The 13928-nt window shown below is 70.1% G+C and carries 17 protein-coding genes and 1 pseudogene; 1 reads left to right on the top strand and 17 read right to left on the bottom strand.

Annotation, left to right across the window (positions count from 1 at the left end; translation table 11 throughout):
- The 17 genes and pseudogenes from nuoE to paaA form a co-directional block, all read right to left on the bottom strand.
- On the bottom strand, window positions 1-1022 hold a 1022-nt coding region (nuoE, locus tag ACWCO3_RS21230; protein WP_450011597.1), incomplete at its 3' end, for an NADH-quinone oxidoreductase subunit NuoE.
- Window positions 1019-2344: an NADH-quinone oxidoreductase subunit D gene (locus ACWCO3_RS21225; protein ID WP_145785920.1), complete on the bottom strand. Its 1326-nt coding sequence runs from the start codon at window positions 2342-2344 to the stop codon at window positions 1019-1021. The genes ACWCO3_RS21225 and nuoE, both read right to left, overlap by 4 nt.
- A complete protein-coding gene (locus ACWCO3_RS21220; RefSeq protein WP_450011595.1) occupies window positions 2341-3078 on the bottom strand; it encodes an NADH-quinone oxidoreductase subunit C in 738 nt (245 codons plus the stop codon). The genes ACWCO3_RS21225 and ACWCO3_RS21220 overlap by 4 nt, the downstream gene beginning before the upstream one ends.
- A complete protein-coding gene (locus ACWCO3_RS21215) occupies window positions 3075-3752 on the bottom strand; it encodes a NuoB/complex I 20 kDa subunit family protein (RefSeq protein WP_145785918.1) in 678 nt (225 codons plus the stop codon). The genes ACWCO3_RS21220 and ACWCO3_RS21215 overlap by 4 nt, the downstream gene beginning before the upstream one ends.
- A 14-nt stretch (window positions 3753-3766) precedes the next feature.
- Window positions 3767-4132 (bottom strand): NADH-quinone oxidoreductase subunit A, encoded by a 366-nt coding sequence (locus ACWCO3_RS21210; RefSeq protein ID WP_007454588.1) that lies wholly within the window; start codon window positions 4130-4132, stop codon window positions 3767-3769.
- A 135-nt stretch (window positions 4133-4267) separates the two neighbouring features.
- Window positions 4268-5545, bottom strand: a complete 1278-nt coding sequence (locus ACWCO3_RS21205) for a geranylgeranyl reductase family protein (RefSeq protein WP_088986766.1) — start codon at window positions 5543-5545, stop codon at window positions 4268-4270.
- Window positions 5546-5684: 139 nt separating this feature from the next.
- Window positions 5685-5909, bottom strand: a complete 225-nt coding sequence (locus ACWCO3_RS21200; RefSeq protein WP_130406437.1) for a hypothetical protein — start codon at window positions 5907-5909, stop codon at window positions 5685-5687.
- Between the two features lie 88 nt (window positions 5910-5997).
- Entirely contained in the window at window positions 5998-6732 is a 735-nt protein-coding gene (locus ACWCO3_RS21195) for a demethylmenaquinone methyltransferase (protein WP_145785917.1), read from the bottom strand.
- A 126-nt stretch (window positions 6733-6858) separates the two neighbouring features.
- Entirely contained in the window at window positions 6859-8136 is a 1278-nt protein-coding gene (locus ACWCO3_RS21190; protein WP_358162240.1) for an LPXTG cell wall anchor domain-containing protein, read from the bottom strand.
- A gap of 424 nt (window positions 8137-8560) precedes the next feature.
- Window positions 8561-9751 carry a cyclic dehypoxanthinyl futalosine synthase gene (gene mqnC / locus ACWCO3_RS21185; RefSeq protein ID WP_450011592.1) on the bottom strand — a complete coding sequence of 397 codons (1191 nt, stop codon included), beginning with the start codon at window positions 9749-9751 and terminating at the stop codon, window positions 8561-8563.
- A 78-nt stretch (window positions 9752-9829) separates the two neighbouring features.
- Window positions 9830-10225, bottom strand: coding sequence for a hypothetical protein (locus tag ACWCO3_RS21180; protein WP_145785914.1), 396 nt, complete (start codon window positions 10223-10225; stop codon window positions 9830-9832).
- Entirely contained in the window at window positions 10222-11331 is a 1110-nt protein-coding gene (gene paaE / locus ACWCO3_RS21175; RefSeq protein ID WP_450011590.1) for a 1,2-phenylacetyl-CoA epoxidase subunit PaaE, read from the bottom strand. The genes ACWCO3_RS21180 and paaE overlap by 4 nt, the downstream gene beginning before the upstream one ends.
- Window positions 11328-11843, bottom strand: a complete 516-nt coding sequence (gene paaD, locus ACWCO3_RS21170) for a 1,2-phenylacetyl-CoA epoxidase subunit PaaD (RefSeq protein WP_358162244.1) — start codon at window positions 11841-11843, stop codon at window positions 11328-11330. Before paaD ends, paaE begins: the two co-directional genes overlap by 4 nt.
- A gap of 53 nt (window positions 11844-11896) precedes the next feature.
- Window positions 11897-12622 (bottom strand): 1,2-phenylacetyl-CoA epoxidase subunit PaaC, encoded by a 726-nt coding sequence (gene paaC / locus ACWCO3_RS21165; protein WP_450011588.1) that lies wholly within the window; start codon window positions 12620-12622, stop codon window positions 11897-11899.
- Entirely contained in the window at window positions 12619-12783 is a 165-nt protein-coding gene (locus tag ACWCO3_RS21160; RefSeq protein ID WP_450011586.1) for a hypothetical protein, read from the bottom strand. The genes paaC and ACWCO3_RS21160 overlap by 4 nt, the downstream gene beginning before the upstream one ends.
- Window positions 12780-13064: a 1,2-phenylacetyl-CoA epoxidase subunit PaaB gene (gene paaB / locus ACWCO3_RS21155; RefSeq protein WP_145785911.1), complete on the bottom strand. Its 285-nt coding sequence runs from the start codon at window positions 13062-13064 to the stop codon at window positions 12780-12782. The genes ACWCO3_RS21160 and paaB overlap by 4 nt, the downstream gene beginning before the upstream one ends.
- Window positions 13061-13834: pseudogene (gene paaA, locus ACWCO3_RS21150) on the bottom strand (1,2-phenylacetyl-CoA epoxidase subunit PaaA); the annotation flags it as partial. The gene paaB and the pseudogene paaA, both read right to left, overlap by 4 nt.
- Here paaA and ACWCO3_RS21145 point away from each other — a divergent pair.
- Window positions 13790-13928, top strand: a 139-nt coding sequence (locus ACWCO3_RS21145) for a helix-turn-helix domain-containing protein (protein WP_450011599.1), incomplete at its 3' end; no start/stop codon positions are given. The pseudogene paaA and the gene ACWCO3_RS21145 sit on opposite strands and share 45 nt — an antisense overlap.

Below are 13928 nucleotides of genomic sequence, written 5' to 3'. Positions count from 1 at the left end.
ACGGTGGCGGGCAGCAGCAGGGTCGGGTCGGTGGTGAGCGCGTGCATGCCGTCCGTCGGGACCTTCGTGCCAGGGGCGTCCGGCGCTGCCGTGCTCGCGTCCGGCTGCCGGGTCTCGGCGGTACGCACCTGCGGCGACTTGTCGTCCGGTGCCTTCACGTCCGGTGCGGTGCTGCCGGTGGCGGCCTCGGGCTTCACCGGCTCGGCGACCCCGGCCGCTCCCGTCGGGGCGGACGCGCCGTCGCCACCCTTGACCGGGGCCGTGGTGGCCTCGACGGGCGCCGGCTTGGCGGCCTCCGCCTTCGCCTTCGCCTCGGCGGCGGCCTTGTCCGCCTCCGCCTTGCTGCGGATCGGGGTGTTCGGGTCGAAGCCCGGCACCGAGACGCCGTGCTGCTGCGCCAGCCGCAACCCGCGCAGGGTGGGCTCGCCCGGTCCGCCGTCGGCGACCGCGCCGTCACGCTCGTCGGCGAAGCCGGCGAGCTGCACAGCCATCTCCTTGAGGGTGCAGAGCCGGGCGCCGCGGGTCGGCATCGGCCGCCCGCCCGCCCGCAGCTCGTCCACGACACCGACCGCTGTGGACGCGTCCACGCCGTCGAAGAAGTCGTAGTTGACGGTCATCACCGGGCCGTAGTCGCACGCCGCCAGGCACTCGGCGTGCTCCAGCGTGATCGTGCCGTCGGCGGTCGTCTCGTCGTGCCCCACGCCCAGGTGCTCGGAGAGGGTGTCGTAGACCTCCTGGCCACCGAGCACGTTGCACATGGTGTTGGTGCAGACGCTGACCAGGAAGTCACCGGTCGGCTTGCGCTTGTACATCGTGTAGAAGGTGGCCACCGCGCCGACCTGGGCCTTGTTCAGCCCCAACACCTCGGCGCAGAAGGCGACCCCGGCCGGCGAGACGTACCCCTCTTCGGCCTGCACCAGGTGCAGCAGGGGCAGCAGCGCCGAGCGGGACCGGTCCGCCGGGTAACGGGCGATGATCTCGCGCGCCCGCTCCCGGGTCTCGTCAGTGAAAGTCGTCGTCATCGGTCACACCCACCCATCACCGGGTCCAACGAGGCGCCGCCGGCGATCACGTCGGCGATCAGGCCGCCCTCGGCCATCGCCGGGAGGGCCTGGAGGTTGACGAAGCTGGGCTCCCGGTAGTGCACCCGGTACGGCCGGGTGCCACCGTCGGACACCGCGTGCACGCCCAGCTCGCCGCGGGGCGCCTCGATGGCGACGTACACCTGACCGGGTGGAACCCGGAAGCCCTCGGTCACCAGCTTGAAGTGGTGGATCAGCGACTCCATCGACTGACCCATGATCTTCGCGACATGCTCCAGCGAGTTGCCCATGCCGTCCACGCCGATGGCGAGCTGCGCCGGCCAGGCGATCTTGCGGTCGGCGACCATCACCGGGCCCGGACGGAGCCGGTCCAGGGCCTGCTCGACCAGCTTCATCGACTCCCGGATCTCGGCGAGCCGGACCTGGTAGCGGCCCCACACGTCGCCGTCGGGGTGGGTCGGCACGTCGAACTCGTACGTCTCGTAGCCGCAGTACGGCATGGTCTTGCGCAGGTCCCAGGCGAGGCCGGCGGAGCGCAGCACCGGGCCGGTGATGCCGAGCGCCACACAGCCGGTCACGTCCAGCACCGCGACGTTCTTCGTCCGCTCGGTCCAGATCGGCTGGCCGGAGAGCAGGTCCTCGTACTCCTTGAGCTTCTTCGGCATCATCTTGAGGAACTCGCGGATCTTGCGGACCGCGTCGTCCGGCACGTCCTGCGCGACCCCACCCGGCCGGACGTACGCGTGGTTCATGCGCAGACCGGTGATGGTCTCGAAGATGTCGAGGATGTACTCCCGCTCGCGGAAGCCGTACAGCATGATCGAGATCGCGCCCAGCTCCATGCCGGTGGTGGCCAGCCAGACCAGGTGCGACGAGATCCGGTTGAGCTCCATCATCAGCACGCGGATGGTGGTGGCCCGCTCGGTGATGTCGTCGGTGATGCCCAGCAGCTTCTCGACCGCGAGGGCGTACGCCGTCTCGTTGAAGATCGGGGCGAGGTAGTCCATCCGGGTCACGAACGTCGAGCCCTGAACCCAGTTGCGGTATTCGAGGTTCTTCTCGATGCCGGTGTGCAGGTAGCCGACGACGGATCGGGCCTCGCGGACCGTCTCGCCCTCCAGCTCCAGGATCAGCCGCAGCACCCCGTGCGTGGACGGGTGCTGCGGACCCATGTTGACGACGATCCGCTCGTCGTTGATCGGGTCGGTGCCCGAGACGATCGTGTCCCAGTCCCCACCGGTGACGGTGAAGACCCGACCCTCGTCGGTCTCGTGCTCGCTGGCGTAGTTCGACGTCGTCACTGGTACGACCTCCGCTCGTTCGGCGGCTGGATCTCCGCACCCTTGTACTCGACGGGCACGCCGCCGAGCGGGTAGTCCTTGCGCTGCGGGTGACCCTCCCAGTCGTCCGGCATGAGGATCCGGGTCAGGTTGGGGTGGCCGTCGAAGACGATGCCGAACATGTCGTACGCCTCCCGCTCCTGCCAGTCAGCGGTCGGGTAGACGGCGGTCACGCTGGGCAGGTGCGGCGCCTCGACGGAGACCGCGGCCTCCAGCCGGACCCGCCGCCGGTACGTCATCGAGGTGAGCAGGTAGACCACGTGCAGCCGACGCTCGTCCGCGCCCAGGTAGTCCACGCCGGACACCGACGAGCACAGCTCGAACCGCAGGGCCAGGTCGTCCCGCATCACCTGGCAGACCTCGGCGATCCGCTCCGGGCGTACGTGCAGGGTCAGCTCACCCCGGTCGACAACGACCTTCTCGATCGCGTCGCCGAAGGCCGGGTACGCCTCCTCCAACGCGTCGCGGACCTCGTCGAAGTAGCCCCCGTACGGCCGGGACGCCTCCTCGATGGGCTGGCGCTGGCGGACCAGGCCGCCGTAGCCGGACACGTCGCCGGCGCCCTGGTTGCCGAACATGCCGCGCCCCGCCGGACTGGCCGGCGGGTACTCGGCCGGGGCGGTGCTGCTGGCGCCGACCGGCGTGACCGGTACCGGCACCCCGCCGTCGTTGGGCTTGTCCGTGGGTGACGTCATTTCGGGCCTACCTGCGGGTGGAGGTGGTTCTGAGCGTTCATCCAGTTCTCGATCCGCAGCTGCTCCTCGCGTCCCTCGCGGACCGCCCTGGTCCACTCGGCACGCCGGGCCTTGTCGTTGCGGTACGAGGAGGGCATGGAGCCGTAGGGCACGACGGGGACGTCGCCGCGCTCCTGGCGGGCCGCCAGCATCTTGCGGCCGTTCGGGCCCAGCGGCTCATACATGATCTTCTCGCGGAGCTTGAGGATCGCGTCGATGAGCATCTCCGGCCGCGGCGGGCAGCCGGGCAGGTACATGTCGACCGGCACCACGTGGTCGACGCCCTGCACGATCGCGTAGTTGTTGAACATGCCGCCACTGCTCGCGCAGACGCCCATGGAGAGCACCCAGCGCGGCTCGGCCATCTGGTCGTAGATCTGGCGCAGCACCGGGGCCATCTTCTGACTCACCCGGCCGGCGACGATCATCAGGTCGGCCTGCCGGGGCGACGCCCGGAAGACCTCCATGCCCCAGCGGCCCATGTCGTAGTGCGGACCACCGGCGGCCATCATCTCGATGGCGCAGCAGGCCAGGCCGAAGGTCGCGCCCCACACGGACGACTTCCGGGACCAGTTGACCAGCTTCTCCACCGAGGTGAGCAGGACGCCGGCGGGAAGCTTCTCCTCGATGCCCATCTGACGTTCCTTCCTCAGTCCCAGTCCAGGCCGCCGCGCCGCCACACGTAGGCGTACGCAACGAAGACCGCGACGATGAACAGGACCATCTCCACGAAGCCGAAGATCGGCAGAGCGTCGAACGAGACCGCCCAGGGGTAGAGGAAGATGATCTCGATGTCGAAGACGATGAAGAGCATCGCCGTCAGGTAGAACTTGATCGGGAACCGGCCGCCGCCGACCGGCTGCGGGCTGGGCTCGATGCCGCACTCGTAAGCCTCGAGTTTGGCCTTGTTGTATCGACGGGGACCGGCGAAGCGGGCGGCGCCGACGGAAAACAGCGAGAACGCCGCGGCGAGGGCGAACAGCCCGATGATCGGTGCGTAAGGCGAGAGCGACATCGTTTTCTCCTGCTCGTCCTTCCCTGCCCTCGGTGCTTGACGAAAATCACACTATTCACGTCCCTCGCAGTGGCAGTCGGCGGGGGTCGATCTTTGTCGGCGTCGGGGCCGTGACCAGCACCGATGCCGTCCTACTTACACAGCCGGCGCGGCCTTCGTCATCGCGTTGATGACCCGGTCCATCGCATCCCCACCACGGGGATCGGTCAGGTTGGCCAACAGCTTGAGCACGAAACGCATCAGCGTCGGGTGCGGCATGCCGTGTTTGGTGGCGATGCGCATGATCTCCGGGCGGCCGATCAGTTTCACGAAGATGCCGCCCAGCCGGTAGTAGCCGCCGAGCCGTGCCTTCAGCTCGTTCGGGTACGCCATCAGCGCCCGTTCCCGCTCCGGACCGGCCGGCCGCGCGAGAGCCTGGACCACGACCTCCGCCGCCAGCTCGCCGGACTCCATCGCGTACGCGATGCCCTCGCCGTTGAACGGGTTGACCATGCCGCCCGAGTCACCGACCAGCAGCACGCCACGGGTGTAGTGCGGGACCCGGTTGAAGCCCATCGGCAGCGCGGCACCCAGGATCGGGCCGTCGGCGTTGGCCTCGTCGGTCATCCCCCAGTCTTCGGGGGTGTTGGCGAGCCAGTCGGTGAGCAGCCGGCGGTAGTTGGTCTTGCCGAACGCGGAGGACGAGTTGAGCACGCCGAGGCCGACGTTGACCCGACCGTCACCGAGGCCGAAGATCCAGCCGTAGCCGGGCAGCAGGTTGTCGCCGCTGTCCTTGCTGCGCAGCTCCAACCAGGATTCGAGGTAGTTGTCCTCGTGCTTGGCCGGCGAGCGGTAGTAGCGGCGGACGGCCACGCCGATCGGCCGGTCCTCCCGCTTGGCCAGCCCGAGCGCGAGCGGGAAGCGGCCGGAGACCCCGTCCGCCGCGACGACCAGCGGGGCGTGGAAGGTGGCGGGCTCCTTGCCCGGGCCGACCTCCGCCTCGACGCCGGTGACGCGGCCGTCGCCGTCGAGCACCGGGCCCAGCACGTTGACGTTGGTACGCAGTTTGGCGCCGGCGGCCACCGCCCGCTGGGCGAGCAGGTCGTCGAAGTCCAGCCTCGTACGCACCAGGCCGTAGTTGGGGAAGCTGGCGAGCTCCGGCCAGTCCAGCTCGAGGCGTACGCCGCCACCGATGACACGCAGACCGCGGTTGTGCAGCCAGCCCGCCTCGGGCGAGGTGTCCACACCCATCCGGATGAGCTGGCGCACGGCGCGCGGGGTCAACCCGTCGCCGCAGACCTTCTCGCGCGGGAACTCGGTCTTCTCCAGCAACAGCACCCGTACGCCGTGCCGGGCCAGGTGGTACGCAGTCGCTGACCCACCGGGACCGGCGCCCACGACGATGACATCGGCATCGTGTTCCACCGCGGTCATTCGCGCCTCCTCCCGCACGCTCGTGAAATGCTTCACAAGCCAGACGGGACGAGTGTATGACCGGCGTCATACCAGCGCAGGATCAGGGGTACCTAACTCGCCGATGTGACAGTCCACGACCGTCCACAGCAGGCAGGTGTCAGGCCGGACTGGGGGCGTCCAGCCCCGCATCGACCCGGATGGTCTCCGGCAGATGCTCACGGAGCGCTCCACCCGCTGCCCGGTCGAGTGCCGCCAACACCTCGGCGACCACCTGCCGGACCTCCACCGGATCGGCGCCGGCCAACGCACGTAACTGCGCGATGAGTTCCGCCGCGTCGTCGTCGGTGGCGGCCACCGGGTCCGCCGGGTCTGCTCCGGTCATACGATCCAGCGTACGGGGCAAAGTGGACTATAGACTGATATTCACGGAACCTGAATAATGTCCGTACCGTTCCGTACGGTGCCAGCCGCTACTCGCGGATGCCCCGGTGCAGAGCCACCACGCCACCGGTCAGGTTGCGCCACGCCACCCGTCCCCACCCGGCCGAGGCGACCCGCCCGGCCAGTGCGGCCTGGTCCGGCCAGGCCCGGACCGACTCGGCGAGGTAGACGTACGCCTCGGGGTTGCTCGACACCGCACGGGCGACCGCCGGCAGCGACCGCATCAGGTACGACAGGTAGACGGTCCGGAAGACCGGGTTGACCGGGGTGCTGAACTCGCACACCGTCAGCCGCCCACCCGGCCGGGTCACCCGCGCCAACTCCCGCAGGGCCGCGTCGGTGTCGTTGACGTTGCGCAACGCGAAGGAGATGGTCACCGCGTCGAAGCTGGCATCGGCGAACGGCAGTCGCAGCGCGTCTCCGGCCAGCAGCGGCACCTCGGGGCGGGACCGCTTGCCGGCGTACAGCATGCCCAGCGACAGGTCGACCCCGACCGCGTACGCCCCCGACTGGGCCAGCTCACGGGTCGAGACGCCGGTGCCGGCGCCCACGTCCAGCACGCGCTCGCCCGGACGCAACCCGAGCGCCGCCCGGGTGGACCGGCGCCAGGAGCGGTCCTGACCCAGGGAGATCACCGTGTTGGTCAGGTCGTAGCGCTCGGCCACACCGTCGAACATCGCGGCGACCTCGTGCGGCTGCTTGTCCAGGCTGGCTCGCTGGCCCTGCGGATTACGGCTCACCCCACCACTCTGCCAGCCGTCCATCGACCGACGCTCGGAGGGTGGCGTGGCCCGCGCCGGGCATGCGAAAGGGCGGGGTGGTCGCCACCCCGCCCTCGCGTCGTGCCCGCCTGCCGCCGCTCTCACCCATGCGGCCTGGAAGCGGATTCGTCAGTCGGTCGACTTCTCGTCGCCGGGGGCGACCAGGACGACCTTGCGCCGGCGGGAGAGCACCAGCAGGGCGCCGCCCGCGAGCAGGATGATCGCGCCGATGCCACCGATCAGGCCGGCCTGCACACCGGTCACCGGCAACCCACCGCCGCCGCCACCGCCGCCGGCAGCCGGCGAGGTGGTGGTGCCCGGGGTGGACGTACCGGACGGAGTGGGCGTGCCGGTCGGCGTCGCCGTGGGAGTGGGAGTGGCGGTCGGCGTGGGAGTCGCGGTCGGCGTCGGCGTCGGCGAGGCGGTCAGGTCCACGAACGCCTCGAAGGTGGTGTGGTTGTCCATCACGTCGACCTCGGTGAACGCCTTGCGCTGCGCCTGGCTCGCCACCTCCGGCTCCTCCTCGGGCTGCCCAGCGGCACCGTCCAGCCCGTACGCGAAGAGGTCACCCTCGTGCAGCACCGGCTCGGTCACGTCGTCGCCGACTGTCACCCGGACGTCGGAGGTGTAGTACTCCCCCGGCTCGACGACCGCACCGGCGTCCTCACAGAACAGCTGCTGCTTGCCCTGGAACACCTGCTCGAGGCAGCCCTCCGGCTTCTGCGCGAAGGTGACGCCCACCGGCAGGGTCAGGCCGTAGAAGATGCCCGTCGCCTTCTGACTGCCGTCGTTGTAGACCGCCCAGTCCAGTGGCACCGTCTCGCCGCGCCGTACCGGACGGAGGTTGGGATCGTCGCCCTTGACGCCGTTCACCACCACGTTGGCCTGGACGTCCTGCACCCAACTGGTCAGGTCGTAGCCGGGCTTGGCGACGGTGATGGCGTGCTCGACCTTGTTGTCGCCGCGCTTGGGGTCGACGGTGGTCGACTTGATGGTGACCACCAGCGTGCCGGCGTCGCCACGACCACCGGTGGAGAACAGCGGGATGCCGAATTCCTCGCTGGTGCCGGCCGGCAGATCGCCGAGCGCGCAGGTGAACGTCTTGCCCTTCACCTGGCAACCGTCGGGCACCACGAAGCCGATCTTGTTCTTCTTCAACTGGCTGACGTTGGCGGTGTAGCTGACGCCCTTGGCGGCAACCGTGCTCCGGCTGTTGTCGACCCGGAACTTGAACGGCTTGGCCTTGGCCTGCGTGACGCCCTTGGCCAGCTCGTAGCTGAGCGGCACCAGGGCCAGGTCGGCCTGGCCGGCGGCCTGCGCGGGGGCGGCCACGGTGGACAGGCCACCGGCCGCGAGCAGAGCCACGACACCGGCGCGGGCCAGGGCCGAGCGGTGGAACGCTGTCATCAGTCCCCCGGGGGTAGGGAAGAAGGAGTTGCGGAACGAGCGGACGGTATCGGAGGCCGATCTCCCACGCCAGCGGGCGCACCCGATTTCATCCGTCCGGCCCGACCTGCGCAGACGGTACGGGCGGGATGGTCACCCATCCCGCCCGTACCGCCGTGCGTTATATGAACGACCCGCAACGGGCCGATGGAGGACGAACTCACGACGAGGACCGCCGGACCATCCGCCACCAGCACGATCACACCGATCTCGGCAACCGACGGTGGCAATGGATACGAGCGGCGACGCTAGCCGTCGGCGATCATCTCCACCAGCCCCACGCCGGGCAGCCTGACGAAGCGGCGACGGGGACCACCCGTACCGCCGGGGCGTTCCGGCGGGAGCATGAGCGGTGGTCAGCCGAACGGCCGGGCGTCGAGAGGCGTCAGTTGACCTCGACCAGCGGCAGGGACTTGCCCGCGCCGCCGCCGGGCAGCGCGATCGAGGAGAAGTGCGAGACCACCCGCTCGTCGGTCGGGTCGTCGGCGGGCGTGTGGTGCACGGCGAGCCGGTTGTAGAGGGTGTCCCGTTGCGCGGGGATCCGGTCCGCCGAGCGGATCATGCCGATCAGCTCGTGCAGGTTGGAACGGTGCCGCGCACCGGCGGAGGAGATGACGTTCTCCTCCAGCATGATCGAGCCGAGGTCGTCCACGCCCATGTGCAACGCGAGCTGGCCGACGTCCTTGCCGGTGGTCAGCCAGGACGCCTGCAGGTGCGGAACGGTCTCGAAGAAGAGCCGGGCCACCGCGACCAGCCGCAGGTATTCCAGCGTGGTCGCCTGGGTGCGGCCCTTGAGGTGGTTGTTCTCCGGCTGGTACGTCCACGGGATGAAGGACCGGAAACCGCGGGTGCGGTCCTGCACGTCCCGGATCATGCGCAGGTGCTCGATCCGCTCGGCGTGCGTCTCGCCGGTGCCCATCATCATGGTGGCGGTCGACTGGATGCCCTGCCGGTGGGCCAGCTCCATGACCTCCAGCCAGCGCTCGCCCGACTCCTTGAGCGGCGCGATGGCCTTCCGCGGCCGCTCGGGCAGCATCTCCGCACCGGCGCCGGCGATCGAGTCCAGGCCGGCGGTCTTGATCCGGGCGATGGCCTCGTCCAGGCTCACCCCGGACACCTTCGCCATGTGCAGGATCTCGCTCGGGCCGATCGAGTGGATGACCAACTGCGGGTAGGCCTGCTTGACCGAGGAGAACAGCTCCTCGTAGTACTCCACGCCGTAGTCCGGGTGGTGCCCGCCCTGGAGCATCACCTGGGTCGCGCCCAGCTCGACCGCCTCGCCGCACCGGCGCAGGATCTCCTCGGTCGGGTGGGTCCACCCTTCCTTGTGCTTGGGCGCGCGGTAGAACGCGCAGAACTTGCACGCCGTCACGCAGACGTTCGTGTAGTTGATGTTGCGGTCGATCAGGTAGGTGACGACGTTGTCCGGGTAGCGCCGCCGGCGCACCGCGTCCGCCGCCTCGCCCAACGCGTGGAAGGGCGCCTCGGTGTAGAGCAGCAACGCCTCCTCGGGCGTGATCCGCCCGCCGTCCGCACCGCGCTGCAGGATGTCGTCGATCTCCCGGCTCACCGTCACAGTCCGAGCCTACGTCGCCTCACCCGACTCGACCGCCTGGCCCCGTCGAGGTGCGGCACGTCCCACAGCCGCAGCCGGTCAGCTCTCGCGCACCTCGATGCGTATGTCGTAGGTGTCCCGCAGCTCGGCGGCGAGCACCGGGCCCGCCCATGCCGGCACGTACGCCTCCCACCACGGCATCTCACGTCGCGCCGGTATTCGCTGCTCGGAGAGCACCGCCCGGAACCGCTCGTCCGCCGCCGCGACCCGCTCCCGGACCCACCCCATCTGCGGAAAGCCGGACAACCGTTCATCGGTCAGCATCCTGTCGATGGTGTGCCGGATGCTGAGGTCGAACCAGTACTCGTCGAGGTTGTCGTCGTAGCCCTCCTCGCAGAACCCGACGACCTGTTCCCACCCCTCCACGAGGCCGGTCGGTCGCCGGCCCCCGGTCACCTCCGCGAACCGTTCCACGAACTGCCGGTCGTCGGTCATGCGTCGTAGTCGACAGTGAGCTTGTCGGTGGTCGGGCTGGACTGGCAGGTCAGCACGTAGCCGGCGGCCAGCTCGTCCGGCTCCAGCGCGTAGTTGCGGGCCATCGTGACCGCGCCGTCCACGACCTTCGCCTTGCAGGTCGAGCAGACGCCACCCTTGCAGGCGTACGGCAGCTCCCCGCGCACCTTGAGCGCGGCGTCCAGCACCCGCTCCTCGCGACCCATCGTGAAACTGGACGACCGACCGTCCAGCACGATTGTCACCTCGGCTCCGGCACCGGCCTGGCCGACGGGACGGCGGACCGGCTCCGGCGGGGCGTCGACATGGAACAGCTCGGTATGCACCGCCGACTCGGGCAGCCCTCGACCGGTCAACACGTCCCGGACGTCGACCACCATGCCGTACGGGCCGCAGAGAAACCACTCCTCGATCAGGTCGCCCGGCACGATGCTGCCGAGCAACCGACCCAACCGCTCCGCGTCGATCCGACCGGAAAGCAGCGGAGACTCGCCCTGCTCCCGGGACAGCACGTGCACCAGGTGCAGCCGGGTGGGATAGCGGTCCTTCAGGTCGGCCAGCTCCTCGGCGAACATCACGGTGTTCGCCGTGCGGTTGCCGTACACCAGTGTGAAGGTGCTGGCCGGCTCGACCGCCAGGGCGGTCGCGATCAGCCCGAGCACCGGCGTGATGCCGGAGCCGGCGACGACCGCGCCGTAGTGCCGCACCCGGTCCGGCGCGAACGCCGTGGTGAACGTGCCCAGCGGCGGCAGCACCTCGACAGTGTCGCCACTGCGCAGCGCGCCGCAGGCGAACGCCGAGAACGCCCCGCCGGGAACCTCCCGCACCCCGATCCGCAACCGGCCGCGCCGGGCCAGGTCGTCGGGGGTCGAGCAGATCGAGTACGACCGGCGCACGTCCGTGCCGTCCTCGGCCACGCGACGGACGGTGAGGTGCTGGCCCGCGCGGAACGCGAAGATCTCCCGCAATTCCTCGGGTACGGCGAAGGTCACCGCGACCGAGTCGTCGGTGAGCCGGTCGACAGCGGCGACCGACAACGGGTGAAAGACCGGCCGCCGGCGGACCGGGCGGGTGATGGTGACAGTCACAGCGCCTTCAGGTGGTCGAAGGGTTCGGAGCAGGAGCGGCACCGCCACAGCGCCTTGCACGCGGTGGAGCCGAACCGGCTGACCTGCTCGGTCTCCGGTGACCCGCACTGCGGGCAGCGGACCGCGAGGGTCAGCGCCACGACGCCGGCGGCCGGCGTCACCGGGGCCGGAGGTGCGATCCCGGCGGCGGCGAGCTTCGCCCGCCCCTCAGCGGAGATCCAGTCGGTGCTCCACGGTGGGCTGAAGACGGTACGGATCTCGGCCTCCGGGTGACCCGCGACCGCGAGCGCACGGCGGATGTCAGCCCGGATGACGTCCATCGCCGGGCAGCCGGTGTAGGTCGGGGTGATGGTGACGGTGACCCGACCAGTGGCCGGATCCTCCTCGACGGCCCGCAGGATGCCCAGCTCGTCGATGGTGATGACCCGGATCTCCGGGTCCACCACACTCGCCGCTGCCGTCCTCGCGTCGGTGCCGGCCTGCGTGGTGGCGCTTCGCGACGGCGCGCTCACCGAGCCGTCTTCGTCCGTGGCTGCGGGGCTCCGCTGCGCTGCACTCCTCGCGCTCACCACGTCGCCCCGGGATGGGCGCGGTGCAGCACCTGCATCTCGGCGAGCAGGTAGGCCAGGTGCTCGGTGTGCACACCGGTTCGTCCACCGCCCGGCGCCCAGCGACTCTCCGGCCGGGTGAGTGTCGCCTCGGCCAGGACCACACCGACGGTCTCGTCGAACGCCGGCCGCAGTGTGGCCGGGTCGACCGGCGCCGCCGGGTCCGCGACGAACAGCTCATGGGTGTACGGCCACACCTGGTCGACCGCCGCCTGCATCCGACGGTGCGACTCCTCGGTGCCGTCGCCGAGCCGCTTCACCCACAGCGCGCCGTGGTCCAGGTGGTACGCCGACTCCTTGCGCGCCTTCGCGCCGATCGCGGCCAGCCGCTCGTCCGCGCAGTCGACCAGCGCGGTGTACAGCGGCAACTGGTACGCCGCCAGGAAGAACAGCTTCGCCATCGTCACCGCGAAGTCGCCGTTGGGCAGCTCGACCAGCAGCGCGTTGCGGAACTCACGGTCGTCGCGCAGGTACGCCAGGGCGTCCTCGTCACGGCCGGCGCCCTCCAACTCACCCGCGTACGACAACAGCAGTCGGGCCGCGCCGAGCTGGTCGAGGGCGATGTTGGCCAGCGCGATGTCCTCTTCCATCTCCGGCGCGCGGGTGGTCCACTCGGCCAACCGCTGCGCCGCGATCAACGCGTCGTCGGCGAGCGCGACGGTGAAGTCGAACGGCTTGTTCACGCCGCCACCTCGCTACGCTCGGCGGCGACGCGAAGCGCCGCGTTCCTGAGCTGGCTGGTTCGCTCGCTCCGCTCGCTTCCCGCCACCACCTCGCTACGCTCGGCGGCGACGCGAAGCGCCCCGATGCTGAGCTGGCTGGTTCGCTCGCTCCGCTCGCTCACAGGTGAGCCACCCCGTCCGGCACCTCGTAGAAGGTGGGGTGGCGGTAGACCTTGTCGGCGGCCGGGTCGAAGAAGGCGTCCTTCTCGTCCGGGCTGGACGCGGTGATCGCGCTGGCCGGCACCACCCAGATCGAGACACCCTCCTGGCGGCGGGTGTAGAGGTCCCGGGCGTTACGCAGGGCCAGCTCGGCGTCGGGGGCGTGCAGGCTGCCGACGTGGGTGTGCGACAGCCCGCGTCGGGCCCGCACGAAGACCTCCCAGAGAGGGGTGTGTTGCGTCATGCTGCGACCGTCTCCTTCTGTCCCGCCCGCTTCGCGGCGTACGCCGCGGCGGCCTCGCGTACCCATGCGCCGTCGGCGTGCGCGGCCCGGCGGTGGGCGATCCGTTCCCGGTTGCACGGCCCGTCGCCGGAGATGACCCGCATCAGCTCGTCGTAGTCCGGCTGGGTGTAGTCGTACGCCTGCCGTTCCTCGTTCCAGCGCAGGTCCGCGTCGGGGATGCGGAGCCCGAGGATCTCGGCCTGCTGGACGCACATGTCGACGAAACGCTGCCGCAGGTCGTCGTTGGAGAAGCGCTTGATCTTCCAGGCCATCGACTGGGCGGAGTGGGTGGAGTCGCCGTCCGGCGGGCCGAACATGGCCAGCGACGGGTACCACCAGCGGTCCACCGCTTCCTGGGCCATCGCCTGCTGCCCCGGGGTGCCGTGCGCCAGGGTGTGCAGGATCTCGTAGCCCTGCCGCTGGTGGAAGGACTCCTCCTTGCAGACCCGGATCATCGCGCGGGCGTACGGGCCGTACGAGCAGCGGCACAGCGGCACCTGGTTGACGATCGCCGCGCCGTCCACCAGCCACCCGATCGCGCCCACGTCGGCCCAGCTCAGAGTGGGGTAGTTGAAGATCGAACTGTATTTCTGCTTACCGTCGAGAAGTAGCCGGACCAACTCGTCGCGGCTGATGCCGAGGGTCTCGGCGGCGGCGTAGAGGTAGAGGCCGTGGCCCGCCTCGTCCTGCACCTTGGCCAGCAGGATGGCCTTGCGCTTGAGCGACGGGGCACCGTCAGCCGGGTGCTCAACGGCCGTGACGGAGTCTCGGAGGCGACCCGGACCGCGGTGCTGACCGCGCTTGACGTGCTCGGCTACGAGCGAC

The organism is Micromonospora sp. NPDC002411, assembly GCF_053592955.1.
This window is presented reverse-complemented; position numbering and strand designations above follow the sequence as displayed.